Source organism: Rhodococcus sp. OS5 (genome assembly GCF_056837585.1).
This window is the reverse complement of sequence record NZ_CM166368.1, coordinates 5427029-5453321: the sequence shown is the minus strand read 5'-3', so window position 1 is coordinate 5453321 and position 26293 is coordinate 5427029. Positions and strand designations below refer to the sequence as shown.

The 26293-nt window shown below is 60.6% G+C and carries 28 protein-coding genes; 20 read left to right on the top strand and 8 right to left on the bottom strand.

Annotation, left to right across the window (positions count from 1 at the left end; all coding sequences use genetic code 11):
- The first annotated feature begins 23 nt into the window (after positions 1 to 23).
- Positions 24 to 944 (top strand): biphenyl-2,3-diol 1,2-dioxygenase, encoded by a 921-nt coding sequence (gene bphC, locus ACVZUB_RS25435; protein WP_007732786.1) that lies wholly within the window; start codon positions 24 to 26, stop codon positions 942 to 944.
- Positions 945 to 1007: 63 nt separating this feature from the next.
- On the opposite strand, the gene ACVZUB_RS25430 is transcribed toward bphC, so the two are convergent.
- From ACVZUB_RS25430 to ACVZUB_RS25420, 3 genes are all read right to left on the bottom strand, one after another.
- Positions 1008 to 2321 (bottom strand): bifunctional o-acetylhomoserine/o-acetylserine sulfhydrylase, encoded by a 1314-nt coding sequence (locus ACVZUB_RS25430; protein ID WP_003939848.1) that lies wholly within the window; start codon positions 2319 to 2321, stop codon positions 1008 to 1010.
- Positions 2322 to 2358: 37 nt separating this feature from the next.
- On the bottom strand, positions 2359 to 2874 hold the full coding sequence (locus tag ACVZUB_RS25425) for an OsmC family protein (RefSeq protein ID WP_030536951.1): 516 nt from the start codon (positions 2872 to 2874) through the stop codon (positions 2359 to 2361).
- 241 nt (positions 2875 to 3115) lie between these two features.
- Positions 3116 to 3877, bottom strand: coding sequence for an enoyl-CoA hydratase-related protein (locus ACVZUB_RS25420; RefSeq protein WP_003940058.1), 762 nt, complete (start codon positions 3875 to 3877; stop codon positions 3116 to 3118).
- Between the two features lie 117 nt (positions 3878 to 3994).
- Between ACVZUB_RS25420 and ACVZUB_RS25415 the strand changes: the two genes are divergently transcribed.
- The gene (locus tag ACVZUB_RS25415) at positions 3995 to 4588 is read left to right on the top strand and encodes a TetR/AcrR family transcriptional regulator (protein ID WP_003940428.1); all 594 of its coding nucleotides are present in this window, start codon (positions 3995 to 3997) and stop codon (positions 4586 to 4588) included.
- On the opposite strand, the gene ACVZUB_RS25410 is transcribed toward ACVZUB_RS25415, so the two are convergent.
- Complete coding sequence (locus tag ACVZUB_RS25410) at positions 4589 to 5191, bottom strand: TetR/AcrR family transcriptional regulator (protein ID WP_042448650.1); 603 nt, start codon at positions 5189 to 5191, stop codon at positions 4589 to 4591.
- A 343-nt stretch (positions 5192 to 5534) separates the two neighbouring features.
- On the opposite strand from ACVZUB_RS25410, the gene ACVZUB_RS25405 reads away from it, so the two are divergent.
- The 14 genes from ACVZUB_RS25405 to ACVZUB_RS25340 all read left to right on the top strand — a co-directional run bounded on the left by ACVZUB_RS25405 (position 5535) and on the right by ACVZUB_RS25340 (position 18909).
- On the top strand, positions 5535 to 6338 hold the full coding sequence (locus ACVZUB_RS25405; protein ID WP_007732778.1) for an SDR family NAD(P)-dependent oxidoreductase: 804 nt from the start codon (positions 5535 to 5537) through the stop codon (positions 6336 to 6338).
- A gap of 55 nt (positions 6339 to 6393) precedes the next feature.
- Complete coding sequence (locus ACVZUB_RS25400; RefSeq protein WP_003940189.1) at positions 6394 to 7515, top strand: DUF5938 domain-containing protein; 1122 nt, start codon at positions 6394 to 6396, stop codon at positions 7513 to 7515.
- A gap of 73 nt (positions 7516 to 7588) precedes the next feature.
- Positions 7589 to 9109 (top strand): AMP-binding protein, encoded by a 1521-nt coding sequence (locus ACVZUB_RS25395; RefSeq protein WP_165638939.1) that lies wholly within the window; start codon positions 7589 to 7591, stop codon positions 9107 to 9109.
- A 205-nt stretch (positions 9110 to 9314) separates the two neighbouring features.
- A complete protein-coding gene (locus ACVZUB_RS25390) occupies positions 9315 to 10694 on the top strand; it encodes an MFS transporter (protein ID WP_007732774.1) in 1380 nt (459 codons plus the stop codon).
- 137 nt (positions 10695 to 10831) lie between these two features.
- Entirely contained in the window at positions 10832 to 11374 is a 543-nt protein-coding gene (locus tag ACVZUB_RS25385) for a VOC family protein (protein ID WP_482627868.1), read from the top strand.
- A gap of 2 nt (positions 11375 to 11376) precedes the next feature.
- The gene (locus ACVZUB_RS25380; RefSeq protein WP_042448491.1) at positions 11377 to 12141 is read left to right on the top strand and encodes an SDR family NAD(P)-dependent oxidoreductase; all 765 of its coding nucleotides are present in this window, start codon (positions 11377 to 11379) and stop codon (positions 12139 to 12141) included.
- Positions 12131 to 13051, top strand: a complete 921-nt coding sequence (locus ACVZUB_RS25375; protein WP_042448488.1) for a beta-keto acid cleavage family enzyme — start codon at positions 12131 to 12133, stop codon at positions 13049 to 13051. Before ACVZUB_RS25380 ends, ACVZUB_RS25375 begins: the two co-directional genes overlap by 11 nt.
- Positions 13052 to 13109: 58 nt before the next feature.
- Positions 13110 to 13466 (top strand): hypothetical protein, encoded by a 357-nt coding sequence (locus tag ACVZUB_RS25370; protein ID WP_007732768.1) that lies wholly within the window; start codon positions 13110 to 13112, stop codon positions 13464 to 13466.
- A gap of 47 nt (positions 13467 to 13513) precedes the next feature.
- Positions 13514 to 13900: a hypothetical protein gene (locus ACVZUB_RS25365; RefSeq protein ID WP_482627867.1), complete on the top strand. Its 387-nt coding sequence runs from the start codon at positions 13514 to 13516 to the stop codon at positions 13898 to 13900.
- Between the two features lie 8 nt (positions 13901 to 13908).
- Positions 13909 to 14892 (top strand): dihydroxyacetone kinase subunit DhaK, encoded by a 984-nt coding sequence (locus ACVZUB_RS25360; protein ID WP_482627866.1) that lies wholly within the window; start codon positions 13909 to 13911, stop codon positions 14890 to 14892.
- Between the two features lie 29 nt (positions 14893 to 14921).
- On the top strand, positions 14922 to 15554 hold the full coding sequence (gene dhaL / locus ACVZUB_RS25355; protein WP_197523627.1) for a dihydroxyacetone kinase subunit DhaL: 633 nt from the start codon (positions 14922 to 14924) through the stop codon (positions 15552 to 15554).
- Positions 15551 to 16444, top strand: a complete 894-nt coding sequence (locus ACVZUB_RS25350; protein WP_007732764.1) for a beta-keto acid cleavage family enzyme — start codon at positions 15551 to 15553, stop codon at positions 16442 to 16444. Before dhaL ends, ACVZUB_RS25350 begins: the two co-directional genes overlap by 4 nt.
- The gene (locus ACVZUB_RS25345) at positions 16437 to 18167 is read left to right on the top strand and encodes a dihydroxy-acid dehydratase (protein WP_312638839.1); all 1731 of its coding nucleotides are present in this window, start codon (positions 16437 to 16439) and stop codon (positions 18165 to 18167) included. Before ACVZUB_RS25350 ends, ACVZUB_RS25345 begins: the two co-directional genes overlap by 8 nt.
- A complete protein-coding gene (locus tag ACVZUB_RS25340) occupies positions 18154 to 18909 on the top strand; it encodes an SDR family oxidoreductase (RefSeq protein WP_007732761.1) in 756 nt (251 codons plus the stop codon). Before ACVZUB_RS25345 ends, ACVZUB_RS25340 begins: the two co-directional genes overlap by 14 nt.
- 5 nt (positions 18910 to 18914) lie before the next feature.
- On the opposite strand, the gene ACVZUB_RS25335 is transcribed toward ACVZUB_RS25340, so the two are convergent.
- The 3 genes from ACVZUB_RS25335 to ACVZUB_RS25325 form a co-directional block, all read right to left on the bottom strand.
- Positions 18915 to 19700: an IclR family transcriptional regulator gene (locus ACVZUB_RS25335; RefSeq protein WP_007732760.1), complete on the bottom strand. Its 786-nt coding sequence runs from the start codon at positions 19698 to 19700 to the stop codon at positions 18915 to 18917.
- A gap of 92 nt (positions 19701 to 19792) precedes the next feature.
- Positions 19793 to 21349, bottom strand: a complete 1557-nt coding sequence (locus ACVZUB_RS25330) for an alpha/beta fold hydrolase (protein WP_083057061.1) — start codon at positions 21347 to 21349, stop codon at positions 19793 to 19795.
- Positions 21350 to 21427: 78 nt separating this feature from the next.
- Complete coding sequence (locus ACVZUB_RS25325) at positions 21428 to 22195, bottom strand: MerR family transcriptional regulator (RefSeq protein WP_064074269.1); 768 nt, start codon at positions 22193 to 22195, stop codon at positions 21428 to 21430.
- Between the two features lie 175 nt (positions 22196 to 22370).
- On the opposite strand from ACVZUB_RS25325, the gene ACVZUB_RS25320 reads away from it, so the two are divergent.
- The 4 genes from ACVZUB_RS25320 (at position 22371) to ACVZUB_RS25305 (ending at position 25856) form a co-directional block, all read left to right on the top strand.
- Entirely contained in the window at positions 22371 to 23321 is a 951-nt protein-coding gene (locus tag ACVZUB_RS25320; protein WP_054187475.1) for a TauD/TfdA dioxygenase family protein, read from the top strand.
- Between the two features lie 142 nt (positions 23322 to 23463).
- On the top strand, positions 23464 to 24594 hold the full coding sequence (locus ACVZUB_RS25315; protein ID WP_482628552.1) for an ABC transporter permease: 1131 nt from the start codon (positions 23464 to 23466) through the stop codon (positions 24592 to 24594).
- Positions 24591 to 25277, top strand: coding sequence for an ABC transporter ATP-binding protein (locus tag ACVZUB_RS25310; protein ID WP_003939803.1), 687 nt, complete (start codon positions 24591 to 24593; stop codon positions 25275 to 25277). The genes ACVZUB_RS25315 and ACVZUB_RS25310 overlap by 4 nt, the downstream gene beginning before the upstream one ends.
- A 27-nt stretch (positions 25278 to 25304) precedes the next feature.
- Positions 25305 to 25856: a TetR/AcrR family transcriptional regulator gene (locus tag ACVZUB_RS25305; RefSeq protein ID WP_064074270.1), complete on the top strand. Its 552-nt coding sequence runs from the start codon at positions 25305 to 25307 to the stop codon at positions 25854 to 25856.
- A 9-nt stretch (positions 25857 to 25865) separates the two neighbouring features.
- Here the strand turns inward: ACVZUB_RS25305 and ACVZUB_RS25300 are convergent, their stop codons facing one another.
- Entirely contained in the window at positions 25866 to 26240 is a 375-nt protein-coding gene (locus tag ACVZUB_RS25300) for a nitroreductase family deazaflavin-dependent oxidoreductase (RefSeq protein ID WP_064074271.1), read from the bottom strand.
- Between the last annotated feature and the right edge of the window lie 53 nt (positions 26241 to 26293).

Below are 26293 nucleotides of genomic sequence, written 5' to 3'. Positions count from 1 at the left end.
TTTCGAAGCAAGGACGGTTAGGCATGACTGAAATTCGGGGCCTGGGGTATCTCAGGATCCAAACGCAGGACGTGGCTCGCTGGCGCGAGCTCGTGGTCGACGGACTCGGCCTCGCGGTCGGTAGTGGCCCGGAAGCCGACGGCCTCTACTTGCGCCTGGACGAGCGTCGTGCGCGACTGATCGTCCTGCCCGGTGAGACGGACAAGGCTCTCGCAGTGGGCTGGGAAGTGCGAGATCAGTTCGCGCTCCAGCGTGTTCGTGAAGCAGTGGAGAAGGCCGGAGTCGAGGTCGAGGTTCTTTCCGAGGTCGACGCCAGCTACCGCGATGCCGAGCAGGTCATCGCATTCGACGATCCCAACGGCAACCGAGTCGAGGTCTTCTTCGGACCGGTACTCGACCACAGCCCGTTGGTCACCCCGCACGGCGGCCGTTTCGTCACCGGCGATCAGGGCCTCGGCCATGTGGTGCTTCCGGTTACGCGTTTCGACGAGGCATACACCTTCTACACAGAGGTGCTCGGATTCCTCCCGCGCGGTTCCATCCGTCTCGGCGGTATCGATGCGCCGCCGCCGGCTCGCCGCGTTCGCTTCATGGGTGTCAACCAGCGCCACCACAGCCTGGCGTTGTGCCCGGCGCCGCCGGTTGACGAGCCCGGTCTCGTGCACCTGATGATGGAAGCCGAGACTCTCGACGCCGTCGGTCAGGCTCTCGATCGTGTTGCCAAGCTCGGCTTCTCGATCTCCTCGACGTTGGGTCGCCACACGAACGACAAGATGGTGTCGTTCTACGTGCGCGCACCGGGTGGATGGGATCTGGAGTTCGGTTGCGAAGGCATGCTTGTCGACGAAGCCTTTTACACCGCTGAGGAAATCACGGCGGACAGCTACTGGGGCCACGACTGGTCCGACAGTGAACCGCTGGCTGCGTTCACTCCCAAGAGCTAGCTCTTCGCAACGAAAAAGCTCGGTCCCAATGCATATCGGGGCCGAGCTTTTTCGTGCGATAGATCAGGAAGCTGCTGCTGCCAAACCGGTTTCGAGGTCGGCGAGGATGTCGTCGATTCCTTCGATGCCGACCGCGAGGCGGACGAGCCCGGGCGTGACGCCCGAAGCGAGCTGCTCTTCGGGGGTGAGCTGCGAGTGCGTCGTCGACGCGGGGTGGATGACGAGTGAGCGAACGTCACCGATGTTGGCGACGTGGCTGTGCAGCGTCAGGGCGTTGACGAACTTCTTGCCTGCGTCGACTCCACCGGCGAGCTCGAACGCGACGATGGCGCCGGTTCCCTTGGGAGCCAGCTGCTTTCCACGCTCGTGCCAGGGCGAGGATTCCAGTCCGGCGTACGCGACCGACGTGACTTCGGCGCGGCCCTCGAGGAATTCCGCGACCTTCTGGGCGTTGGACACGTGGCGCTCGATGCGCAGGCTCAGTGTCTCGATACCCTGCGAGATGAGGAAGGCGTTGAACGGTGCGATGGCCGAGCCGAGGTCGCGCAGAAGCTGAACGCGTGCCTTGAGGGCGTAGGCGGGTGCACCGAGATCGGCAAAGGTGACGCCGTGGTAGCTGGGGTCGGGGGTCGTGAAGTTGGTGTGGCGTCCCTGGGTCCAGTCGAAGGTGCCACCGTCGACGATGACGCCGGCGATCGCGGTGCCGTGTCCGCCAAGGTATTTGGTGGCGGAGTGGACGACGATGTCGGCGCCGTGCTTCAGCGGCTGAATGAGATACGGAGTTGCGACCGTGTTGTCCACGATCAGTGGGATGCCGTGCTCATGGGCGACTGCGCTGATGCCGGGGATGTCGAACACGTCGTTCTTGGGGTTGGAGATGGTTTCGCCGTAGAACGCCTTGGTGTTCGGACGGATTGCCTCACGCCAGTGATCGAGGTTGTCCGGGTCCTCGACGAAGTCGACGGTGATACCGAGCTTGGGCAGCGTGTAGTGGAAGAGGTTGTACGTGCCGCCGTACAGGCGAGGGCTTGAGACGATGTGGTCCCCGGCCTCGGCGAGGTTGAGGATCGCGAAGGATTCGGCGGCCTGACCGGACGCAACCAGCAGAGCCGCGACTCCGCCTTCGAGGGCGGCGATGCGCTGCTCGACGGCGTCCTGCGTCGGGTTCATGATGCGGGTGTAGATGTTGCCCGGCTCGGCGAGGCCGAAGAGCGCCGCCGCATGGTCGGTGTTGTCGAAGACGTAGCTGGTGGTCTGGTAGATCGGAAGCGCCCGAGCGTTGGTAGCGCTGTCCGGGCCCTGTCCGGCGTGGACCTGCTTGGTTTCGAACGACCAATCGGCGGTCGGATCGGTATCGACGGGGGTGTTCTCGCTCATGAATTCATACTCCGTGGTGAAGGTGGGTTGGTGCGGGTCAGGCGGTTTCGACGACTGTATGCACTGGGACGGGATTGCGGGTGAGATCGAGTACGGGGCAGTGGGCGTCGACTGTTTCCTGCAGTTCCAGGTAGCGCTCGCGGGTTTCGGGGCCGGTCAGGGTGACGACCACGCGGACCTCGGAGAATCCCGGACGGACGGCGTCGTCGAAGCCGAAGAATCCACGAACGTCGAGGTCACCTTCGGCTCTGGCCGAGATGTCGTCGAGAGCGATACCGAGTTTGTCCGCCCAGACGCGGTAGGTGACCACCTGGCAGGAGAGCAGGGAAGCAAGGTAGTACTCGACAGGATTGGCTGCGGTGTTCTCGCCGCCGAGGGCCGGCGGCTCGTCGACCTCGACGCTGTACTTACCGATAGAAATGGTGCTGGCAACGGCGTCGTGCGCCTGGGCGGAAGCCTTGAATACGACGTGTGCTTTGCTCGCGTCTTTGTCGATGGCGTCGGCGTTGGCTGCTACGACGGAACTCAGGTGTGAGATGGAGGCGGTGGTCATGACAGAAATGTCCCCTGATCTGGGTGTACATACGAGTATCGACGTGAGCGGCGCTCACGTCGTAGGTCCGATCAGTAGATCGGACACCCGGATGTACAGACATGCGCAAAGTCGACATGGCGCCGCCGCGTCAGCAGCGTGCCCGTCTCGTATGCGCCGATTCCCGTCACAGGAGAGACTGTAACCGGTTCATACCCTTTCCGACCAGACGTATAGGAAATCTGTCTCGGATTGTGGTCTGTCATGCGGGCGGCAGTCCGCTCCATCGGGGTGTCCGACGAGTGGCGAAAGCGTCGAGTCCTTCGGCGATGTCCGGAGAGCGCAACACTGCGTCCTTGGCGTCGTCGGTGACCTTCCATCCGTCGGCGTCGGCGTCGGCGTAGAGAGCCTCGATGGCCTTCAGACTCAGACTCACGGAGGTGGGGGAGGACTCGCAGATCTCCGCTGCCATCACCAGTGCCTCGTCGAGTGCCTTACCAGGGGCAGTGACTGCATTGACGACGCCGAGGTCCTTTGCCCGTTCGGGATCGAGTGTGCGGCCGGTGATCAAGAGTTCACGGGCGACGTTGATCGGAAGCGCGCGAGGAGCCCGAAAGAGTGCGCCGGACGTCGCAACCAGACCGCGTTTGGTTTCGGGAAGGCCGAATTGCGCTGTGGCAGAGGCGACGATCAGATCGCAGGCCAGTGCGATTTCGAAACCGCCACCAAGCGCGTAGCCCTCGACTGCAGCGATCAGGGGCTTGTTCCGCCGGCGCCGAATGACGCCGTACTCACCGCCGCGAGGCATGCGAAGGTCGGCCCGCTCTCGGATATCGGTTCCGGCGCAAAAGATGTTGGGGGTTCCGGTGATGATGCCGACCCACAGATCAGGGTCGTCGTCGAGAAGATTCAGCGCGGCTTCGATTCCCTCGGCAGTCTCACGGTTGATCGCGTTACGGCGTTCTTCGCGTTCGATCCTGACGATGAGAACGCGGTCATGGCGTTCGGTGGAAACAGTCGACATAATTGGACTGTAGTCCACCTATCGGAGGCGGAGGTGCGTCACCTGACGGGACGGACATTGGACACATTCCGGACTGTGGCGAAGACTGTGTTCTGAGGCGGAGAAGGGCAGGTCGACGTGATTTCCAAACGAGAACAGAACAAGCGCGACACCAACGACAGGTTGCTCTCGGCTGCTCGAATTCTGTTCTCGGCGCAGGGTTTCGCCAGCACGACCGTCGACGACATCGCCGAGCGAGCCGAGGTGTCGCGAGCCACCTTCTTCAATTACTTCCAGGGCAAGGACTCGGTTCTCGAGGCGTTGCACAGTGATCATCTCGATCAGCTTGCGGCACTGGTGGATCAGCTCATGGAATCGCCGATGCCGACTTCTGATCGGATCTCCCGGATTTTTCAGGACTTTGCGCAGCAAGCGATCATGCACCCGCGCTATCTGCGCATGGTGACTGCAGAACTCGAGCGCGACTTCGCCTCCTCCGGAGCGGGGGCGGCCCACGATCATCGGTTCCACGTGGAACTTCTGCGGATCGTCACTGCCGGTATCGAAGCCGGCGAAGTGAGATCGGACTACCCGCCGCTCTTTCTCGCACAGATGATCGGTGGTACGTACGGAGCGTTGGTCCGCTTCTGGCGGCAAGACGCCGATTACGACGTGGTCGGAGAATTCGATCGCGGAGCCAGGTACGTCGCGGAAGGCATCGCTGCTCGCTGATCAGGGAGTGGGCACTACCAGAGGCAGCATCTGCTGGACGCTCTCCGAAAGATAGTTTGCGGCAGTCTGATCGCCGGACAGATGGCGCAGCAGGCTCTGCTGGAACAGGCCGTCGAAGATTGCGTACATCGCCGCCGAGGTGACCGATGCCTCTACGTCGAGAAGCTCGGCGTAGCGAGAAACAATGCGCCAGATCATGTTTTCGAGACTCTCGTCGATCGCGGCGACGTCGGCTCGGAACGACTCCTCGAACATCGACTGCGCGCGCAGGTCGTACCAGAGGCGGTGCATCGTGGGTTCTTCGATCATGGTCTCGGCGAGCAGTGCGCCGAAACCGGTTTTCAGTTCCTCCGGTGTCTTCGCGGTGGCGACGATGCCGTCGTAGCGGGTGACGCAGCGTGCCTTGTAGTGGCGCACGCAGTGGGTGATGAGATCGACCTTGTCGCTGAAGTAGTAGTGCAGGACGCCGTGGGAGAACTCCGAATTCTGGGCGATTTCGCGCAGGCTCGTGCGTGCGTAGCCCAATTCGGCCAGGGTTTGCAGTGCGGCCTCGGCGAGTTGATCACGTCGCTCGGAGAATTTGTCGACCTGGCGACGCGACACCTTGTCTGCGTTGGACCGCTTGGCGGAGTCGGACCGCTTCGCGGAGTCGGACTGCTGGCCCGGTGAGCTAGGTGCAGCCTTTTTCCCTGCCTCACTAGGCTTCTCGACTGTCGTGGTCACGATGGCACGTCCTGTTCCCTGCGGTTTCCACAGCGGCACGATCACCGCGTCCGAATCAGTGTAACCCCTGGTCTTTGACGAGCGTGTAACAAAATCTTGACAGTCGTCAAGATTTCTCTTGACACTCGTCCAAAGTTGAATACTCTGTGACTCATACCACTTGGCAGCGTCGCTGTGAACGGTGGCATCGCGAGAGTCGTTTCAGTCATGGAGGCAGTCGAAAATGAGCGTGTTTGATCTCGAGGGACGAAAAGCACTGGTCACAGGTGGTGCCAAGGGGCTCGGAGCCGGAATGGCTGAGGCGTTGGCGAAGGCGGGGGCGTCAGTGATGATCGGCGACGTTCTCGAAGACGAGGGTCGTGCCACCGCAGAGGCTGTTGGTTCGGGCGGAGTCAAAACCGGCTTCGTAAAGCTGGACGTCACCGACGACGCCAACTGGGAAGAGGCAGTCGCCGCCACCGCGGAGACTCTCGGCGGCTTCGACATCCTCGTCAACAACGCAGGCATCGAGATTTCCTCGCTGGTGGTCGACCTCGATCCGAACGACATCCGCCGTATGTGTGAGGTCAACATCCTCGGAACAGCGCTCGGAACCAAACACGGACTGCGCAGCATGCGTCCGGGTGGCGTAGCCGGAACCGGCGGTTCCGTCATCAACATCTCTTCAGTGGCCGCAACCATTCCGTTTCCCGGGATCAGTGGATACTCCGCGACCAAGTCCGCGGTCGATCGCTTCACCAGAGTTGCCGCCGCCGAGTCGGGCAAGCTCGGCTACGGAGTCCGCGTCAACTGCATCTACCCGGGTCTTGTCGCCACGGAGATGGGTCTCGGACTCGCGGCGGACATGGAGAAGCTCGGTCTCTGGCCCAGCGCCGAAGCAGCAGTCGGAGACGTCATCGGCCTCACCCCGCTCGGCCGCCTCGGTGAAGTGAACGACATGGCTGACGCCGTTGTGTTCTTGTCCTCCGACGCCGCGCGATTCATCACCGGAATCGGCCTACCGGTCGACGGTGGCATGGGCATGTAACTCGCCCTTCATTCGTACGTACACCCTTCTCACGTCTTCGAAAGGTTCCACGAACATGTCCGAAAAGAAGCCCGTCATCGTCTACGGCGTCTCCGGGTACACCGGCCGTCTGGTGTGTGAATACCTGCGCGAGTTCAACATCCCGTTCATCGCAGCCGGCCGCGACGCCGCTCGCATCCAAGAGGTCCTCGACAAGATCCCCGGTTTGGACACCGTCGATCACGAAGTCGTCGAGGTCGAGCACACGGTCGAGGCTCTCACCGAATTGTTCACCGGTGCACAGGTTGTCAGCAACATGGTCGGGCCGTTCATCAAGCTCGGCGGGACCGTCGTCGAGGCCGCGTTGAATGCCGGTTGCCACTACATGGACACAACCGGTGAGCAGGACTGGGTACTCGACGTCCAGGAGAAGTTCAGCGACAAGTACCAGGAGAAGGGCCTGCTCCTCTCGCCCGGTATCGCGCAGATGTACACCACCGGTGAGATCGCGGCCAATATCGCACTGGAAACGCCGGGCCTCGATACGCTCGACATCCTCGTGCTGTGGAAGGGATTTCCCACCTACGCGTCCACTCAGACGATCTTCACCATCCTCAAGGCAAACTGGTACTACCTCGAGCAGAACAAGTACGTGCAGTGGGCGCCCGGCCAGACTTTCGACGTCGTCGTTCCGGGCCAGCACGAAACTGCGCTTGCATTGCCGTGGGGCGGAACATGCCACCCGGTGTGGTTCAAGAACGATCCGCGAGTTTCCAACGTCAAGGCTGCGGGCGGAGTGTTCGACCGCACCGTGATGGAAGGCGTTGTCGCGACGCAGAAGATCGTGGAGGAGCAGATCAAGACCCTGCCCGCCGACGAGCAGGAAGCCGCCTTGGCCGAGATCGCCGGATCGGTTCAGGCCGGTATGCCCCCTCGTGAAAATCCGCGCATCAACACCTCACTCGACTCCGTCTACGCGTCGGGCCCGCTGGGTCGCTCGCACGTCGTGATCCACGGAAACTGTAACTACAAGCAGACGGGCCTCCTGCACGCCTATGCAGCGCATTCTCTGCTCCAGCAGGCGCCGAAGCGGACCGGGCTTGCCTCGGCTTGCCAGGCGTTCGGCCATCGCGAACTGCTCGGCGCGCTACGTAGTTTCGGGCTGGCTCTGGAGCCGGAAGTAACCATCAACGCCTAACTCGTCGCCCTCGTCATCATGTTCACGGCTCCCGGCGTGTAGCGCGCCGGGAGCCCCGCCCTGGAGGCTCCCCATGCGTTTGACCGACTATCTCGACAAGGGAGCCTCTCTTGGTTCCACCGCACCGTGTTTGACGATGGGGGAGCGCACTCTCTCCTACGGCGAGGTGCAACAGTTCAGCCGACGCTTCGCAGCTTCGCTCGCGGCTTCGGGCATCGCGCCGGGCGAAAAGGTCGCGATTCTGTCCGGCAACGACCCGATCTCGTTCTCCTGCGTATTCGGTATCAGTAGGGCTGGTGCAGTCTGGTGCCCGATCAACCCTCGCAACGAAGCTGCGGAAAACCGAGACCTGTTGGATTTGTTCGATTGTCGCGCTCTGTTCTTCCAGAAGTCCTATGCGCCGCTAGTCGACCAGATCAAGGATGCGCTTCCCCAGTTGGTGACGCTCGTCTGCATCGACGGCGAATCGGAATCGGCACAATCTCTCGAAAGCTGGCTCGGGGAAGACGAACTCGACGTCGCGGCGCCCGACGACGTCACCATGCTGGTCGGCACCGGTGGTACAACTGGACGGCCAAAGGGAGTGATGTTGACCGGGCACAACATCGAGACGATGACCGCAATCACTTTGATGAGTTATCCGTTCGAGGGGTGCCCGGTGTATCTGGCGCTGGCACCGTTGACTCACGCCGCCGGTGTTCTGTGCTTCCCGATCATGGCCCTCGGCGGCGAAGTGGTGATCATGCCGAAGCCCGATCTCGGGTACTTCCTCGCGAACGTTCAGAAGCACAAGGTGACTCACACCTTCCTGCCGCCGACGCTCATCTACATGCTGCTCGAGCACGAGGCCCTGTCGGCCACGGATCTCAGCTCGCTGCAATGCTTCTGGTACGGAGCGGCGCCGATCTCCCCGACCAGACTCGCGGAGGCGATCGACAAGATCGGCCCGGTCATGGCTCAGCTGTTCGGGCAGAGTGAAGCCCCCATGATGATCTCGACGATGTCACCGAAGGAGCACTTCGGCTCGGACGGCACTGTCGCAACGTCACGACTTTCGTCGGCGGGTCGACCGTCGCCGTTGGTGACAGTGGGGATCATGGACGACAAAGGCGCGCTGCTCGGACATGGCGAGCGTGGTGAGGTGGTGATTCGCAGTTCGTTGGTGATGGCGGGTTATTACAAGAACCCCGACGCAACCGCGGAAGCGTCAGCCCACGGCTGGCATCACACCGGCGATATCGGGTACCTGGACGAGGACAATTTCCTGTTCATCGTCGACCGTGCGAAGGACATGATCATCACCGGCGGTTTCAACGTCTATTCGGTCGAGGTGGAGCAGGCACTCATGGCGTATCCGGGGATTCAGGACTGCGGAGTGATCGGGTTGCCGGACGACAAGTGGGGCGAACGCGTTGTGGCAGTGGTGCAACCGCACCTCGGCGCCGACATCGACGGCGCCGAGGTGATGGCTTTCGTGAAGGCTCGCATCGGAAGTGTGAAGACTCCGAAGCAAGTGATCGTCTGGGACGATCTACCTCGCTCCAAGGTCGGCAAAGTTCTCAAGAACGAGATCAAGAGCGAGCTGACTGGCTGAATACCCTCGGGACGCCTATGTTTCACCGCACGGAGTGCCTGTCGAAACCGACAGGCACTCCGCTTTCTTGTCACCCCGGCTGGTCGATTGCTCACGAATCGAGTACCGATCATCGGGAATCGTGTCTGTGAAGTTCGAATCGCGACCCGCATCGTCTCTGTGTCAGCCATCACAATGATGTGTTCGAATGAGTACGAGGTGAATCATGCGTCACGAAAGAACAGTCACCGAGCAACTTCCCCTTCCGGCCAGGACCGTCCGGAAGGTCATGCTCCGCTTCATGCCGGTCATCGGATTGGCATACATCGTCCTGTATCTCGACCGATTGAACATCGGCGTTGCAGCATTGACGATGAACAAAGAACTCGGAATATCGGCCTCGATGTTCGGGTTTGCGGCCGGAATCTATTTCTGGAGTTACACGATCTGCGAACCCCCGAGCAACTACATCCTCACAAAGGTCGGTGCGCGGCGCTGGATCACACGAATCATGATCACGTGGGGCGTGGTCACCATCGGAACCGCGTTCGTTCAGGGTGCCAGCGGATTGGTGGCAGCACGATTCCTGTTGGGTATTGCCGAAGCCGGCTTTTCGCCCGGCATGCTGTTCTTCGTCTCGAAGTGGTTCCCGAATCGGGATCGAGGCAAAGCAATGGCGTGGATCGTGACCTTCATCTGTATCTCCGGCCTGGGTACTCCGATCACCACACACCTGATGGCTATCGACGGCTTTCTCGGGCTTTCCGGATGGCGATGGGTTTTCATTCTCACCGGCGTCCCCGCTGTGGTCATGGCGTTTGTGATCTACAAGGTTCTGCGGGACAAGCCTTCGGAGGCGGAGTTCCTCTCCGAGGAAGAACGCGGTTGGCTCACCGATACGCTCGAGTCCGAGGCGCAAGAGCGCGAAGCGGTCGTCGGTAAGCACAGCTTCCTCCAGGGACTCGTGCACCCACGAGTACTGGTGTTGATCTCCGTGTTCATTTGTTTCACCTTCAGCCTCAACGGTTTCCAGATTTGGATGCCGCAGATTTACGCGCAATTCGGGATGAGCACCAATCAGATCGGATGGGTTGCCGCACTACCTGCACTGATTGCGATCGGACCGATGATCTGGTGGACGCGCCATTCGGACCGCGCCGGAGAGCGCCCCGTGCACTTCGCCATCGCCGCATCGGTCGCAGCACTCGGATTTGCTATTGCTGCGCTGTTCTTCACCACACCGGTTGTCGCTATCTTCGGATTCTGCATCGCCGGGATCGGTCTCTACAGTTCGATGAGCATCTTCATCACCATGCCTTCGAGCTTCCTTACCGGCGCTGCCTTGGCGGCAGGTTTCGGTGTCATCAACGGAATGGGTAACCTCGGAGGCTATTTCGGTCCACAGGTCACCGGCTGGATCAAGGACGCGACCAACAGTTTCACACCAGCAATCGGGGTGTACTCCGCGGTGCTGGCGACGGCAGCATTGATCGTGCTGCTGCTCAAGGTGATCACCAGAAAGGCCGACAAGGCCAACGACCAACTGACACTGGATTACCGGGCGGAGCGCGACGCCGGAACCTTGGTTGCACCTGAACAGGCTTGAGCCGAGTCTCGGCCCCGGAAGATTCCCGATCAACGGGAATTCTTCATTCTTCAGGCGAGCATGCGCAGGACATCATCACTTATCAGGATCACAGTCGTCGACCGTGGTTTCGTCGGCAACGAACAAACGAGGACTTCGTGAGTAGATACTTCGGGCCTTTGCGCCAATTGGGTTTTGTGGTCAACGACATCGACAGCGCGCTGAAGCATTGGATCGACGTTGTCGGCGTTGGCCCCTTCTTCTTCGTGGAGGACCAACCGTTGAACGACTTCGTCTTCCGTGGCAAGTCGAGTGCGCCTCGATTCAGTGTGGCGCTCGCGCACAGCGGAAGCGCGCAGATCGAGCTGATTCAACAACACAACGATGAGCCGTCGGCATTTCGCGAGTTCGCCGATCGAGGGCTCGAAGGACTTCAACATGTTGCCTACTGGACAACGGATTTCGATCGATATGTGGAGGAATCCAAGAACCGAGGGCTCGTCGAATTGCAGAGTGGTAGATCCGGTAGTGGCGCACCGGACGAGCGATTCGTTTACTACGAGGACGGCCCGTATCCGGGAACAGTCATCGAAGTCTCGGAGGTCAGCGGAAGGAAGGGCAATCTGTTTCGCGCAGTCGAGGCTGCATCGAAGGAGTGGGACGGGTCGAATCCCATTCGCGACATGAGGAAGGTGCTGTAGTCGTGAGTAGGAAGGTAGCGATCGTCACTGGTGGCGCATCCGGGATCGGCCTGGCAACGTGCAAACGATTCGCCGACTTGGGTTGGCATGTCATCTCTGCCGACCTGTCGCATACATCCGGAGACACTGCGCCAGAACCAGATACACGGACGGTCGGCGTTCGAGTGGATGTCACCGATGAGGGAGACATCCGACGGCTTCGCGACGTCGCCGAAGAGCTGTTCGGTCGTGTCGACACGGTTGTGACCTCGGCGGGAACCGCGGACAACGCGCCGATCCGGCACACCACACCCGATCGATTCAGGCGAACCCTCGAGCTGAACCTCGTTTCCACGTTTGCGGTGGTCAGGGAGTTCGTGGATCTGCTCGCCGCGGATGGCGGCGGATCCGTGGTGACAATTGCCTCGGTTTCCGGCCTACGCGGCAGCGTAGACCGTGCTGCGTATTCCGCATCGAAAGGTGGCGTGGTCGCGTTGACCACACAACTCGCGATCGAGCTCGCCGGCGAGGGGATCCGAGTCAATTGTGTTGCACCGGGTTCGACGCGGACACCGCTTGCAAGTCGGGCCCAGAGCCCTGAAATGCAGAGCGCCATCTTGCAATCGATCCCGTTGAGCCGTTACGCGGAGCCGGCTGAGATTGCCGAAGTCGTGACCTTTGTCGCTGGTCCCGGCGCCGGTTTCGTGACGGGTCAGACGTGGACAGTCGACGGAGGTCAGTCGATGACAGCCGGTTGGAATCTTCCGAAGGAGCGACATGACTCTTGAGGCAACGTCCAGTACAACGGAGAAACCGGTAATCATCGGAGTGCACGTCAACGAGAACACCATGCGCGCACCCAATCCCCACATTCCGTGGACGCCCAGCGAAATAGCCGACACTGCCCTCGCTTGTGAGGGTGCGGGGGCGTCGTTGATGCATTTTCACGGTCGAGCCGTGGACGGCGGCGTGGATCACTCGGCGGCGACCTACGGAGAGATCGTCGAGCGGGTTCGGGCGGTATCGAATCTGCTGCTTGCGCCGTCGATGGCCAATGTTCCCGGCTACACGATAGACGAGCGGCTGTCGAATCTTGCCCCGAACCAAAGTGATCCGAAACGACGTTCGGACTTCTTGGTCGTCGACATGGGCTGTGCGGCGATGGACTTGATCGATGCGACGACAGGCTTGTTCGCAACCGATTCCAGGGTCTTCGTCAACGACACTCGAACACAGATCGAATTACTCTCGCGCGCTAGTGAATTGGGTCTGGTGCCGTATCAGACGTCATTCAACGTGAGTTGGACGCGCGCGATCTTCGCCCACGCAAGGGTGCGGAATCCGTCGTCACCATTGGTGATCGCTTTCATTCTCGGTGGTGACGAGTTTCCGGCTGCACATCCGGCGACAGCAGCAGGGCTACGTGCGCAACTGGACCTCCTGCCGGCTGATCTTTCAGTGGAGTGGATCGTCTCGGCCTACCGAGGCAATGTTCTTGCAGCAGCGGAGGAGTCGATCAAGCGCGGGGGCCATGTAGCAATCGGTGCCGGTGACTACCACTACGAAGAACTGGGATACCCCTCCACACCTGATCTGGTCGCCGAAGTTGTTTCGATCGCTCGGCGGTACGGGCGTGAACCCGCAACTCCTGATCAGGCACGTCGAATTCTAGGGGTGGATGTCCATGCGAGTAGTTGAAACCGAAGGTGCCGAACCTACTTTGGTTCATTCCTCTAACGGAACGAGAGTGTGGATCATGGATTCGATTGCGTTTGCTTCCTCGGCTCAGGCCGGTGATGTGATCGTGACCGGATCACACGGAGGGACGAGTGCTGGAGAGTACGCCGTCGGGTTCGGGGTTCGTGTTGTGGTGTGCAATGACGCCGGCATAGGGAAGAACAAGGCCGGAATCGCAGGTTTGGCTGCGATCGACGCCCAGAAGATCGTCGGCATTGCAGTCGGACACGAGAGTTCGCGTATTGGAGATGGCAACGACGTGTGGGAGTGCGGCATCGTGACGTATGCCAATCCGACTGCAGTCGCAGCGGGTGTGCGTGTGGGCAGCCGCGTTTCCGAAGAAGTGCTGGCACTGATAGAGAGGAGCGTCGACTGATGTTTCGGAACATTGTCGGTGTGGAGAACGGTAGACAGATTGTCGTCATGGACAGTATGTCGCAGATCGAACGGTCGGACCGCGACCGCATCGTCGTTGCGGCATCCAACGGCGGTCAAGAGTCAGGGCGGATGGCGATTGCGACGGGCTGTGCGTTGGCGGTGCTGAACGATGCCGGAATCGGCAAGGACAACGCGGGGATCATCGGAATCGTCCGCATGGGAGATTCGGGACTTGCCGGCGTAGCGGTCAGTCACGACTCTGCCGAGATCAGCAATGGAATGGATATGTGGCACAACGGAACTGTTTCGTATGTCAACGAGCCTGCAGCGGAGGCTGGGATACGGGTCGGTGACAACGTTCGCACGTGTGTGAGTGCGTTTGCGGTTCGCTTCCCTGTCGGCCCAATGTCGGCGTCCGAGAGTTCGTTATGATCGGCCATGTGGTCAACCGGCCCGAGGATGTAGTCCGCGAAGCGCTCGAAGGACTTCAGATCCTGCACCCGGAAATGCTCTCCTACCACCGAGATCCGTTGTTTGTGACTCGCGCGGGTGTCGCCCGAGACAAAGTTGTGTTGGTCTCAGGTGGCGGGGCCGGGCATGAGCCGTTACACGCGGAGTTCGTCGGATCCGGCATGTTGGACGCCGCAGTTCCTGGGTCGGTCTTCGCCAGTCCCACAGCCTTTCAGATCCGCGCTGCGGTCAATGCTGTCGAGACCGGACGGGGTGCACTTCTCATCGTGAAGAACTACACCGGAGACAAACTGAATTTCTCGATCGCGGCCGAGTTACTCGGAACTGAGCGGCAAGTGGAGATCGTGATGGTCGACGACGACCTCGCGACGACGACTGCAGACGAGGGTGGACCTGGACGTCGTGGTACCGCTGCGGTAATTGCCGTGGAGAAGATTTGTGGGGCGGCCGCGGAACGGCACTGGGCGCTTTCCGAGATCGCTGACCTGGGGCGCCGGGTGGTGGCGGCGTCGGCGACGTTGGGTGCAGCTTTCCGCTCGTGCACGGCTCCCGGACAGGATCGTCCGTCCTTCGAACTGGCGCCGGGGGAGATGGAGTTCGGCATCGGAATCCATGGCGAGCGTGGACGTGAGACGCGTCCGACGGTTCCTGCCGCCGAACTCGTGGCGCAGTTGTCGGAGCCGATCCTCGATGCTGTCGGGGTTGAGCGCGGGGACGGTGTGATAGCGATAGTGAATGGGCTAGGGGCAACCCATGGACTCGAATTATCCATTGCCACTGCAGAATTAAAGTCTTTCCTCGAGGATGCCGGTATCGGTTTGGATCGTGTGATTGCAGGTTCTTTCGTCACTGCATTGGATATGCACGGGCTCTCTATCACCCTTCTCCGTTCGACCGAGGAGTTTCTGGATCTCTGGGATGCAACGGTACGCACTCCCGCACTCGCTTGGTAACTCGAATATGCACTACTGAAAAGAGTTTCATGATGACAATGTTGAGCGTCGGGGACACTCGGGCGTGGATCGATCGATTTGCCGATGCCGCCGAAGATCAATTCGATTCCCTCACAGATTTGGACCGGCTTGTCGGAGACGGCGATTTCGGAATGAATCTGCGGACGGGCCTGCGAAGTGCGGTGCAACGACTTCGTTCCGACCCGCCGACCAGTCCTGGTGAAGTGTTCGCCCGTACGTCGGATGCGTTTCTCGACATCGGTGGGACAAGCGGACCACTTCTCGGTCTATGGTTCGGCCGGATCGGAGCAGTCTCTGGAGTTGAAGTGACCGCAACAGACTTGGCTTCTGCCTTGGGTACGGCGACAGCTGCGGTGCAGCGTCTCGGCAATGCCCAGGTGGGTCACAAGACCATGGTCGACGCCATGGTCCCCGCAACCAGCGCATTGACCGAGGCGGCAGTCAGCGGGGCAACCTTGTCCGCTGCCTTGAACTCTGCGGCCACGGCTGCGAGGCTCGGCGCCGAATCGACTCGCGCGATGCTCGCCCGCCGCGGACGCGCGACCTACGTGGGAGAACACGCCAGGGGCGTCGAGGACCCGGGGGCATCGGCGATTGCCATGTTCTTCGCCGCATCCAGCTACAGGAGCGTTCCGGCATGAGCGATCTGCGAGACAAGGTCATCGTCACAGTTGCCCCGACGGGTGGCTTCCTCACTGTTGCCGACAATCCGTTCATTCCGACTCAGCCTGAGCAGATTGCGGCGGATGTGGCACGCTGCCACAGCGCTGGAGCCAGCGTGGCAGCACTTCATGCTCGACGACCGGACGATCAAGCGACCTGTGATGCCGCAATCTATCGGCAGATGAATACGCTTGTACGCCAAAGCTGCGACATCGTGATCAACAACTCGACCGGCGGCGGAGTCAACGGTGACATGGTGAGTGTTCGCAGTGACGGTGCGCGCATCGTGGACTGGGACGCGAGGCTCCAGGGCCTGCATGGCGGCGCAGACACATGCACGCTCGATGCCATCACGGCCTATGTGACCTCACCGGTCGGTGAGGTACTGATGGACACGCCGCCCAGTCGTGCCGCCGAACTGGCAGCGTCAATGCGCAAACTAGGAATCAAACCTGAGTGGGAGGCCTTCAGCCCGTCACATCTGCTCCAGGAGATACGTACGTTGACCGAAGGGCAGCCTGGCCCGCACCTCGTCAATCTTGTACTGGGACTTGATCGAACTTTTCAGAATGCGATGCCGTACTCCCCGCAGATCTTGCAGCAGATGGTGGAACACCTACCGGAGAAATCGGTCTTCTCCGTGAGCATCAGCGGGCCAGATCAACTGCGTGGTCTGACTCATGCACTCCTGCTCGGAGGGCACGTGCGTGTGGGAATCGAAGACTATCCGTTTCTCGCGAATGGAGAGCCGGCCGAGAACGTTCGTTTGGTGGAGAACATCATCGACATCGTCCAGCGACTCGGAATGCAGCCTGCAACACCTGGGGAGGCAAGGGCAATCCTTGGTTTGGAGGGTTCGGATGAGTAGAACACCGACGAGTAGAACACTTCGCTCGCAGGATTGGTTCGGAGGCAATGATCTCAATGCACTCATCCACCGCTCGTGGATGAAGAACCAGGGTATCCCTGATCGGATGTTCGACGGCCGACCGGTTATCGGTATCTGTAACACGTATTCCGAGCTCGCGCCGTGCAACGCTCACTTCAGAGATCTGGCCGAGCAGGTGCGACTGGGAGTCATCGAAGCAGGCGGATTTCCAGTTGAGTTTCCGGTGATGTCATTGGGTGAGACGATCATCCGCCCCACCACGATGCTCTATCGGAACCTCGTCAGCATGGATGTGGAGGAGTCGATTCGAGCCAATCCGATCGACGGCGTCGTACTGCTCTGCGGCTGCGACAAAACCACCCCGGCGCTGGTGATGGGCGCAGCCAGTTGTGACCTTCCCACCATTGTCGTATCCGGTGGGCCCATGTTGAACGGCCGCCATCAAGGTAAGACTGTCGGATCTGGAACCTCGGTGTTCGAGATGAGTGAAGCAGTGCGAGCCGGATGCATGAGTGAATGTGAGTTCAGAGCAGCGGAATCGGCTATGTCTCGATCGCCCGGTCACTGCAACACTATGGGCACCGCGTCGACGATGGCGTCGCTTGTCGAGACTTTGGGCCTCACGCTCCCCGGTAACGCTGCGATCCCGGCAGTGGATTCACGGCGACGTGTACTTGCACGCGACAGCGGCGTGAGAATCGTGGAGATGGTGGCCGAGAACCTGACGATGTCTTCGGTCGTCGACCGAAATTCATTCGAGAATGCGATCAAGGTGAACACGGCTATCGGTGGGTCGACCAACGCTGTGGTGCACTTGCTTGCCATCGCCGGGAGGCTGGAAATTCCCCTCGAGCTCAGCGATTTCGGGGAGCAGAGTCGTGACGTTCCCCTGCTGGTCAACCTCATGCCTTCGGGTACCTATTTGATGGAGGATTTCTTCTACGCAGGCGGACTGCCTGCGGTGATCGCCGAGCTCGGAGACATCCTCCATCTGGATGCCGCCACGGTTACCGGAAAGACTCTCGGTGAGAACAACTCCGGCGAACCAATTTGGGACGACGACGTAATTCGTAGCACGGCGGCACCGTTGCTGGAGCAAGCCGGCATAGCGGTATTGACCGGCAATCTCGCGCCGAACGGTGCAGTGATCAAGCCATCTGCGGCGTCGCCGGAGTTGCTCAGCCACGTGGGCCGTGCGGTCGTGTTTCACGGAATGGACGACTTCACGGCGCGCGTCGACTCGCCGGATCTCGACATCGAGGCCGACGACGTCATCGTCCTCACCGGCGCTGGACCGAAGGGGTTTCCGGGTATGCCAGAAGTAGGTAATCTGCCACTCCCTCGAAGGCTGCTCGAGCGGGGTGTACGAGACATGGTCAGGATCTCTGATGCGCGAATGAGCGGAACAGCCTTCGGCACAGTCGTTTTGCACGTTGCGCCCGAAGCGGATGCCGGTGGGCCTCTCGGCGCGGTCAGGGATGGTGATTTGATCGAGTTGGATGTTGCTCGTGGGGTCTTGCGTGTACTCGTCGACGACGACGAGCTGGCCAGGCGTCTCGAGGCGTTGCCGCCACGCGTACAAAAGAGTACGAGTGGGTATCAACGACTGTTCGTGGATCATGTGATGCAGGCCGACCGCGGAGTCGATTTCGATTTCCTGGTGGGCAGGCGTGGAACGGAGGTACACGGTGACAATCACTGAGCGTGTCGGCCGAGTCGTGGTCGTGACCGGTGCAGGGTCGGGACTCGGCCGCGCAATGGCCAGAGGTCTACTCGATGCAGGACACCACGTTGTATTGGCTGGTCGAAACAGCGTGAGCTTGGAAGCGACAGGTGGGGGTCACGAGCGCGCAGTGGTAATTCCCGCTGATGTGTCCTCGCCCGAATCGGTTCACCGGTTGTTCACATCCGTGACTGAGCGTTTCGGCAGACTCGATGTGCTTGTCAACAACGCAGGGACATTCGGGCCGTCGGGGAGTGTGGACGAGATCGATCCTGAAGCGTGGAACGCGACAGTTGCAGCCAATCTCACCGGCGTATTCCTTTGTGCGCGTGAAGCGATTCGTATCATGAAAACACAGGATCCGAGAGGAGGCCGGATCATCAACAACGGGTCGCTCTCCGCTCACACGCCCCGGCCCGACAGTGCCGCCTACACGGCGACCAAACACGGTGTGTCAGGTTTGACGAAGTCGATCTCTCTCGACGGCCGAGAGTTCGACATCTGTTGCAGTCAAATCGACATCGGCAATGCGGCAACTGACATGACAGCCGGAATCGGCCACTCGGCAAGACAAGCTGACGGCACCACCAGGCCCGAGCCGACATTCGATCCTCGTCATGTCGCGAACACCGTTGTGCAACTGATAGATCTACCACTCGACGTGAATGTCCCGACTCTGACGATCATGGCAAACCGGATGCCGTACGTCGGGCGCGGTTGACGGCATCAGCGTCGTTGTAGGACAGGGCGGACGACGGACTGGGCACTCGAGAGATCACGTGAGATGGCGATTGCCGTCGTCCGCACCGCCGCGTCGATACGGGTCAGATTTATTCGGCCTGCCATACCGGAAATGGAGATTGCGCCGAGGACGCCTTCGTCCGGGCCGAATATTGGTGCTGCGGCGCCGACGATCCGGGGAAATGCTTCCTGGCGGTCGAAGGCGACACCACGCTTGCGAACACGATCCAGTTCTCGGTGGAAGAGTTCGGGATCGGTGATGGTGTTCTCGGTGTGTGCTTCGAGGACAGTGGGCATCGTGAAATCCCCAGAGTTGGTGAACGCCAATACTGCTTTACCGGAACAACTTGCGTGTGCAGGCCACCGACCACCAATTTGCTGCGGAAGGCGTGGTCCGTCGTCGCCACGGAAGACATCAAGGTAAACCACGTCGAAACCGTCCAATACAGCGAGTCCCACGTTGTGTCCCGTTGCTTCACGCAAGGCCGAAAGGTGGCGCCGCGCTGCTTCGCGGAGGTTTCGCTGCCGTGGAACAGATTCGCCGATCTCGAACAGGAGGAGACCCAAGCGGTAGTTGGTTCCTTGCCGTTCGAGCAACCCGACTCGGACGAGATCGTCGACCATTCGATACACCGTTGTTTTGGCCATGCCTGTCCGTCGAACAAGCGCTGCTGCGCTGAGAACGCCTGAGCTGTCACGAAAAGTCTTCAGTATCTCGGTGGAACGACCAATTGCGGAAACCTCGCCATCGGCCCGATGAATGGGACTCACCGAACTATTCTGTCTGCCTGATGCGAGATTGTCGAGGGGCAATCGCGCATCAGATCACGCAGGTCTTCCGGTGATGGGATCGCCGGAAATCGTCACGACTCGCACACCACGTCTTCGGCCGGTAGTGAGCCGTCGAGCAGGTACGAGTTGACGGCGGCGTTCGCGCAAGTATTCGCGTAGCCGGGGAACACCGCATGAGTGCGGCCTGGAACTGTCACGAGCCGTGAGCCTTTCATCGCTTCATGCATGCCGAGGCCTTCGTCGTACGTCGTGCGGGTGTCACCGGTTGCCTGGATCTGCAATGCCGGAACGTTGTTGTCGATGTCGATCCGCGTAGGGGCCTCACTGCGCCAGAACGCGCACGGCATGATCGTGTTGTGTGTGCCGGCAAAGATCGGCTGATCATCACGGTGCTCCTCCAACTTGTTGCGGTACCACTGGGGATCGCTCGGCATCGATACGTCTCCGCAGACGATGGCGATTGTCCCGGCATAGTCAGGACCGGTTCCCAGTTCGGTCTGGAACCATGCCTGCATCAATCTCGTCAGCTGGGGATGGATGTTCTCGACGGTCTTGCCTGCGGCGAGATCGCGCAACTGAACCAATACCTGTGCGAATGCCTCACTTTCCTTCTCGGTGTCGCCGGTTCCGTTGACGTACATCAGGAATGGAAGGACGTGATCGTCGACGGCATGATCACCGATCTGTATCGGAGTGGTGGCCGCGTCCGAGATCAGCTTCTCGATGAGGGCGCGAACTTCGGCGGGCGTCGATCCGAGTGCATAGGTGGAGTTGTGTTCTGCTGCCCACTGCGAGAATCCGTCGATCGCTTTCTCGTTGGCCGGGCCCATGTCCTGGAACATCTCGTATCCGTATTTCTTCGGATCCGGTGCACTGTCGAGAACCACACGGTCGATCCTGTCCGGGAACATTTGAGCATAGGTTGCACCGAGGTATGTGCCGTACGACCACCCGAAGTACGACGCCTTCTCCTGGTCGAGGGCGCCACGAATCACGTCGAGGTCGCGGGCGATGTTTTGAGTATTGATGTGCGGCAGATAGTCCGGGTACTTGTCCCAGCATGTGTCAGCGGCCTCGCGTGCGAGCGCAACACTCTCGTTCCATCCCTCGTCCGTGGTGCCCGGCGACCGCATCCATGTCATCTGTTCGACGCCGCAGTCGATCGGTGTGCTCTTGCCGAGTCCTCGGGTGTCCGTGCCGATGACGTCGTATGCCGCTGCGACTTCCGGTGTCATGCCCGCATTCAGAATCTCGGGCAATCCCAGTCCTCGGCCGCCCGGGCCGCCGGGGTTGGTGAGCAGGATCCCGCGTCGCTGTGCGGGGTCGGTGGATGCGACCCGCGAGATCGCCACTTCGATCGTCTTGCCGTCGGGGGCGGAATAGTCCAAAGGTACTGTGACCATGGCGCATTCACTTGCGGTCGACGTTCCGGTGTCTGTGGCGCATGGCCCCCACTCGAGATCCTGTTCGTAGAACGCGCTGAGATTCGATTGTGGATCTTCCTGCGGAGTAGCAGGATCCGAGCACGCCGCCAATGCAGGTACGGCGAGTGCGGCAGCGGCGATTGTGGTAGCCAGCCACCTTCGTGATCGAGGCATGCGTGATCTGGGCATGGTGAATCCAGTCATTGTCGTGTCCTTGCGTTGAGCCCATTTTCGGGCAGTGTTGGTCACCCCACTTCGAATGTGGGGGCTAATCAGGGTTTTTCAGAGGCGGGATTGACGGGCGGCGAACTCCGCGGCCACAGCCTTCGCGAATCTTTCCTGGGTGACGGTTCGTCGATCCGCTTGGTGTTCGCGCAGTACCGCTACCAGCCGGGTGGGGGAAGCGTCCTCCGGTGCAGCCTGTTCGGGTAGCACGCGCTCGGTGAAGTCGCAGAACTGAATGGCAAGGGCCGCAATCGTGTCCGCGTCAGCCGGTGCGTCGGCGAGGGCATACATACGAGTTATCAATTCGATGGCCTGCTCGCGGTTCGGCTCGGCCAATACCCGGCGATGGGCGGACAGGAGTGAATCGCAGACCTCGGGATCGCCCCCGGAGACCGTGAGTGCGAGGATCAGAAGTTCACGCTCGTTGTCGATCCACGCTGTCGGCGCACCGGCAACGACGTACTGTGCGAGCACTTCCGAAAACGCGTCGGGTAGTTCAGGATCGGCATTGCGGCGTAGCGACTCGATGTGCGCACGCTGAACAGCGATCTGTTCGGCCTTCGTCGCCAATTCCTTGTCGAGGGCATCGAGTGCGGACCGAGTGTCGTGAGCGTCGCCGTCGAGTAGTTCGGCGATCTTGGCAACAGGAATCCCCAGATCGCGCAGGCGGCGGATGCGACTCAGTCGTGCCAGGTCCACCGCCCGGTACATGCGGTAGCCGTTGGGTTGGCGTTGTGGTTCTTCGAGAAGGCCGTTCGAGTGGTAGTAGCGCACGGATCTGACGGTGGTGCCGGCCAATTTGGCCAGCTCGCCGATGGTCATCATCGCCCTGCCCTCCCGTGATCGAATCGGATTCCGTCTGTGAAAACCATTCTCCAACCTTGACGCGGCGTCAGGGTCAAGATTCGCGCCGGAGAACGTGACCGTTGACACTTTAAGGCGGTGAACTTAATCTGACTTTTGTCCTTTACGACATCGTCGATTTCGAGGAAGTGCCCTGATGGCTACCCTTTTTCCTGCGGCAACAATCTTTCCGATCCCCACCGACCCGCTTGCTGCGTACGGTCCACTCGTTGCTCGCCGGAATCCCGAGTCGGTAGTTCCGGCACCGTACGAACACTTTGCGGTCAAGGCGGTCGCGCCGACGATCGGAGCGGAAATCTCCGGTATTCGACTCGGCGGGGGCCTGTCTGATGCCGTGATTGCGGAACTCCGCCGAGCTCTCCTCGAATGGAAAGTCCTCTTCTTCCGCGATCAGGACCTCGACCGAGCGGAACATCGAGCTTTTGCCGAGCGTTGGGGCGATCTCGAACAGCATCCGTTCTTCAAGTACACGCAGCCCGGGCAGACGGACGTCGACGTCACGACACTGGCGAAGGATGCGATGGTCGGCGGAGTCGAGAACAACTGGCACAACGACGTTACGTGGCACGAGTTTCCTTCGTTCGCAGCAGTTCTTCGTGCGGTCGAGGTGCCGGAGGTGGGTGGTGACACTTTGTGGGCCGATACTGCAGCTGCCTACGATCTGCTTCCTGAAGACATCAAGAAGCGTATCGACCCGCTTGTTGCAGAACACGATTGGATCAACTCGTTCGGCAGGTCGATGCCGGTGGATGCGGTCGAGATGTTGCGTCCGAAGTTCCCCGCTGTGCAGCATCCGGTGGTTCGGATCATTCCGGAAAGTGGCAGGCGGGTGTTGTTCGTCAACATGACCTTCACGCAACGGATCTTGGGTGTGTCAGAAGAAGAATCGAACGAACTTCTCACGATGCTGTATCGCCACGTCAATCGTCCGGAATTTCAGGTCCGTTTGAAGTGGGAGCCGAATACTGTTGCCTTCTGGGACAATCGGACCTGCCAGCACTACGCGGCCAGTGACTACTTCCCGGCTCGTCGTGTGATGGATCGAATCTCGATTGTCGGGGATCGACCGGTGGGCGTCGGGGGCTGATACGACGCTCAGCGCCTCGAGTGTCTACTACGGGAAGTAGTAACGCACCTCACATAGTTTTTCGACGCCTTGTCGATATGATTTCGACAAGGCGTCGATAAAAATCGGCGTGACTCGCACCGACGACTTTGGAGCTTCCCGAATGTTCCTCGCCCTGCGTGAACTGTGGTTTGCGCGAAATCGATTCCTCTTGATGGGTGCCGTGGTTGCCCTCATCTCGATCCTGATGGTGATTCTGTCCGGCCTCTCGTCCGGCCTGGTAAACGACGGTGTCTCCGCTTTGCAGCGGACGCCGATTCAGGCGTTTGCCTTCGCGCCGGACACCAAAGCCGACTCAGCGTTTTCGCGCTCGGTCGTCACCGAGGAGCAGGCGCAGGCATGGCGCATGCAACCCGATGTCCAAGACGCCGAGCTCTTCGGCAACATGATCGTCAATGCAAAAACTCGCAGTGGCACGCCTGTCGATCTCACGCTCTTCGGCATCGAACCTGGCTCCTTCCTCGAGCCCGTCACCGCCGACGGGAGGGGACTGCATGCCGACACGGAAATCATCGTCAGCTCTACCTTCCGTGACGACGGTGTTGCGATCGGTGACACCGTGATACTCGATCGACTCGGTACGGAGCTGACAGTTGTCGGATTCACCGAAGACAAGCGCACTTTCGGTCACGTCGACGTCGCCTACCTGCCCCTGCGTACTTGGCAGGAGGTTCACGCCGGTGCCAAGATCGGCGAAACCGCCAATGCCAGTGCCTATTCCGAAGCAAGTGTTGTTGCGATTCGGGGCATTGGTGGCGCGTTACCGGATCTCGTGTCGGGTGATGCGGCGGCGGGAACGTCCGCAAAGACGCTCGAGGAATCTTTCGACTCCTCACCAGGGTTCTCCGCGGAAATGATGACTATGTCGATGATCAAGGCGTTTCTGTACGCGATTTCGGCCCTGGTGGTCGGTGCATTCTTCAGTATCTGGACGGTTCAGCGCGGTCGTGAACTCGCAGTGCTGCGCGCGATGGGAGCCTCTACCGGCTTCCTGCTTCGTGACGGCATGGCGCAGGCACTGGTAGTGCTGCTTGGTTCCATCGGCCTCGGTGTGTTGCTGGGCTTGGGGCTCGGTTCGGGGCTCGAAGGCGGGGGGATGCCGTTCGCCCTCGAGTCCGGCCCAGTCGTCAACGGCGCAGTGCTCTTGGCGGTACTCGGGCTGGTCGGCGCAGCCGTTGCCATCGTCCGTGTTACCCGTGTCAACCCGCTCACCGCATTGGGAGAAAACCGATGACCACAGTCGAAAAGACCACAACCGGATTGGTATTGACCGCTGTCAGTCTTCGATTCGGTGACGGTGACTCCACCGTGCTCGCCCTCGACAACGTGAACCTGGAGGTCTCGTGCGGCGAACTTGTCGCGATCGTCGGACCGTCAGGCGCTGGAAAGTCGAGCTTGCTCGCTGTGGCCGGCGGACTCGGTCGGCCGTCGAGTGGAACGATTGTCATCGACGGCGTGGACGTGTCGGCGATGCCGGCCCGTGCTCTCGCCAAACTTCGACGAGACAAGGTCGGCTTCGTCTTTCAGTCCGGCAACCTGATTCCAGCGCTGACGGCGCGCGATCAGCTTCGGCTGATTCCCAAGCTCACGGGGCGGCCGGGTCGCGATCCCGAGGAGTTGCTCGACTCGGTCGGTATGAGTCACCGTGCAGATCGTCGACCCGGTCAACTCTCCGGCGGTGAACGCCAGCGCGTCGGTATCGCTCGGGCATTGATGAGCAATCCCTCGCTACTGCTCGTCGACGAGCCGACGGCTGCTCTCGACCGCAAACGCAGCCATGAGGTGGTCGAACTGCTCTCGCGCGAAACTCACGAGGCAGGCGTCGCTACGATCATGGTGACCCACGATCACGACGTGCTCGGGCACTGCGACCGCATCCTCGAAATGGTTGACGGTCGGTTGCGTCAGAGCGAGTAAGCCCGCGAGGGGACTGGAGGAGATTCGGTGCCGAGGATCGATGCGCCCACTGTGGTCGAGCATCGTGCTGCTCAGCGCCGTGCCCTCCTCGACGCTGCACACGCTCTTCTGTCCGAGGCCCCGGACCGGCCGCCGGGGCTCGGTGAGGTGGCAGCGAAGGCAGGGCTCGCCAGGTCGAGTGCCTACCACTACTTCCGGTCCCGGGAAGATCTCCTCAGTGCCGTCGTCGAAGACATGTTCCCGCGCTGGAACGACAAGATCGTCGAGGCGATGGCAGGCGCAGACGATCCGGTATGGGCGTACGTCGAGGCAAACCTCCAACTGGTTGCCGACGGGGAGCATGCGATAGTCGGAGCGCTGGCGACGCTGACCCCGCAAATGTTTCGAGATTCGCGGATCATGGAAATGCACGACAGTCTTGTGCTTCCTCTGGTCGAGGCCCTCCGTCTCCGTGGCGTGTCGGACCCGAAGCTCACCGCCAAGTTGATCAACTCGCTGGTGCATACGGGTACTGAACTGATCGAATCCGGTTGCAGCATGGACGAAGTCAGGTCCGCCGTGCGTGAGGTCCTCGCGTGAATGGCAGCCTCAGGCCGTAATCAGATCCATCCGAAGGTACTCGGTGATGCGGAGCAGCCTCGGGGGTTGGGAGACGTCTGAGGAAAGTGCTTGAAATGCTTCGTCTTTCGCGACGAGGCGCGGGGCGCCAAGGCGCACCTCCGTCTCGTCGACCGACAGTCGAGCACTTCCCGCTTTCAAGACGTTCTGCACCCAGTCCGAGCCTGATCCGTACACCAGAATGAAGACGTAGCCACCCTCGACCGGATAGGCGTCGAGAGGTGTCCGGTAGGTCGTGCCGGATGTGCGTCCGACGTGAGTCAGTACCGGCCATTTACCGCTCGAAATTGCACGCGGGTTGAACACTCGTTTGTTGACATGTCCCCACCATCTCGGCATCGGCATTGTGATCTCCCTTCGCGAGCGCCTTACGAGCGTAAGGCTGACTTACACCTGTA

Bases quoted from the DNA above. Each gene is read 5' to 3' on its own strand.
- bphC (WP_007732786.1), top strand. From the start codon at position 24: ATGACTGAAATTCGGGGCCTGGGGTATCTCAGGATCCAAACGCAGGAC.
- ACVZUB_RS25430 (WP_003939848.1), bottom strand. From the start codon at position 2,321: ATGAGCGAGAACACCCCCGTCGATACCGATCCGACCGCCGATTGGTCG.
- ACVZUB_RS25425 (WP_030536951.1), bottom strand. From the start codon at position 2,874: ATGACCACCGCCTCCATCTCACACCTGAGTTCCGTCGTAGCAGCCAAC.
- ACVZUB_RS25420 (WP_003940058.1), bottom strand. From the start codon at position 3,877: ATGTCGACTGTTTCCACCGAACGCCATGACCGCGTTCTCATCGTCAGG.
- ACVZUB_RS25405 (WP_007732778.1), top strand. From the start codon at position 5,535: ATGAGCGTGTTTGATCTCGAGGGACGAAAAGCACTGGTCACAGGTGGT.
- ACVZUB_RS25400 (WP_003940189.1), top strand. From the start codon at position 6,394: ATGTCCGAAAAGAAGCCCGTCATCGTCTACGGCGTCTCCGGGTACACC.
- ACVZUB_RS25395 (WP_165638939.1), top strand. From the start codon at position 7,589: ATGCGTTTGACCGACTATCTCGACAAGGGAGCCTCTCTTGGTTCCACC.
- ACVZUB_RS25390 (WP_007732774.1), top strand. From the start codon at position 9,315: ATGCGTCACGAAAGAACAGTCACCGAGCAACTTCCCCTTCCGGCCAGG.
- ACVZUB_RS25375 (WP_042448488.1), top strand. From the start codon at position 12,131: ATGACTCTTGAGGCAACGTCCAGTACAACGGAGAAACCGGTAATCATC.
- ACVZUB_RS25370 (WP_007732768.1), top strand. From the start codon at position 13,110: ATGGATTCGATTGCGTTTGCTTCCTCGGCTCAGGCCGGTGATGTGATC.
- ACVZUB_RS25365 (WP_482627867.1), top strand. From the start codon at position 13,514: ATGGACAGTATGTCGCAGATCGAACGGTCGGACCGCGACCGCATCGTC.
- dhaL (WP_197523627.1), top strand. From the start codon at position 14,922: ATGATGACAATGTTGAGCGTCGGGGACACTCGGGCGTGGATCGATCGA.
- ACVZUB_RS25350 (WP_007732764.1), top strand. From the start codon at position 15,551: ATGAGCGATCTGCGAGACAAGGTCATCGTCACAGTTGCCCCGACGGGT.
- ACVZUB_RS25345 (WP_312638839.1), top strand. From the start codon at position 16,437: ATGAGTAGAACACCGACGAGTAGAACACTTCGCTCGCAGGATTGGTTC.
- ACVZUB_RS25330 (WP_083057061.1), bottom strand. From the start codon at position 21,349: ATGACTGGATTCACCATGCCCAGATCACGCATGCCTCGATCACGAAGG.
- ACVZUB_RS25325 (WP_064074269.1), bottom strand. From the start codon at position 22,195: ATGATGACCATCGGCGAGCTGGCCAAATTGGCCGGCACCACCGTCAGA.
- ACVZUB_RS25320 (WP_054187475.1), top strand. From the start codon at position 22,371: ATGGCTACCCTTTTTCCTGCGGCAACAATCTTTCCGATCCCCACCGAC.
- ACVZUB_RS25315 (WP_482628552.1), top strand. From the start codon at position 23,464: ATGTTCCTCGCCCTGCGTGAACTGTGGTTTGCGCGAAATCGATTCCTC.
- ACVZUB_RS25310 (WP_003939803.1), top strand. From the start codon at position 24,591: ATGACCACAGTCGAAAAGACCACAACCGGATTGGTATTGACCGCTGTC.
- ACVZUB_RS25300 (WP_064074271.1), bottom strand. From the start codon at position 26,240: ATGCCGATGCCGAGATGGTGGGGACATGTCAACAAACGAGTGTTCAAC.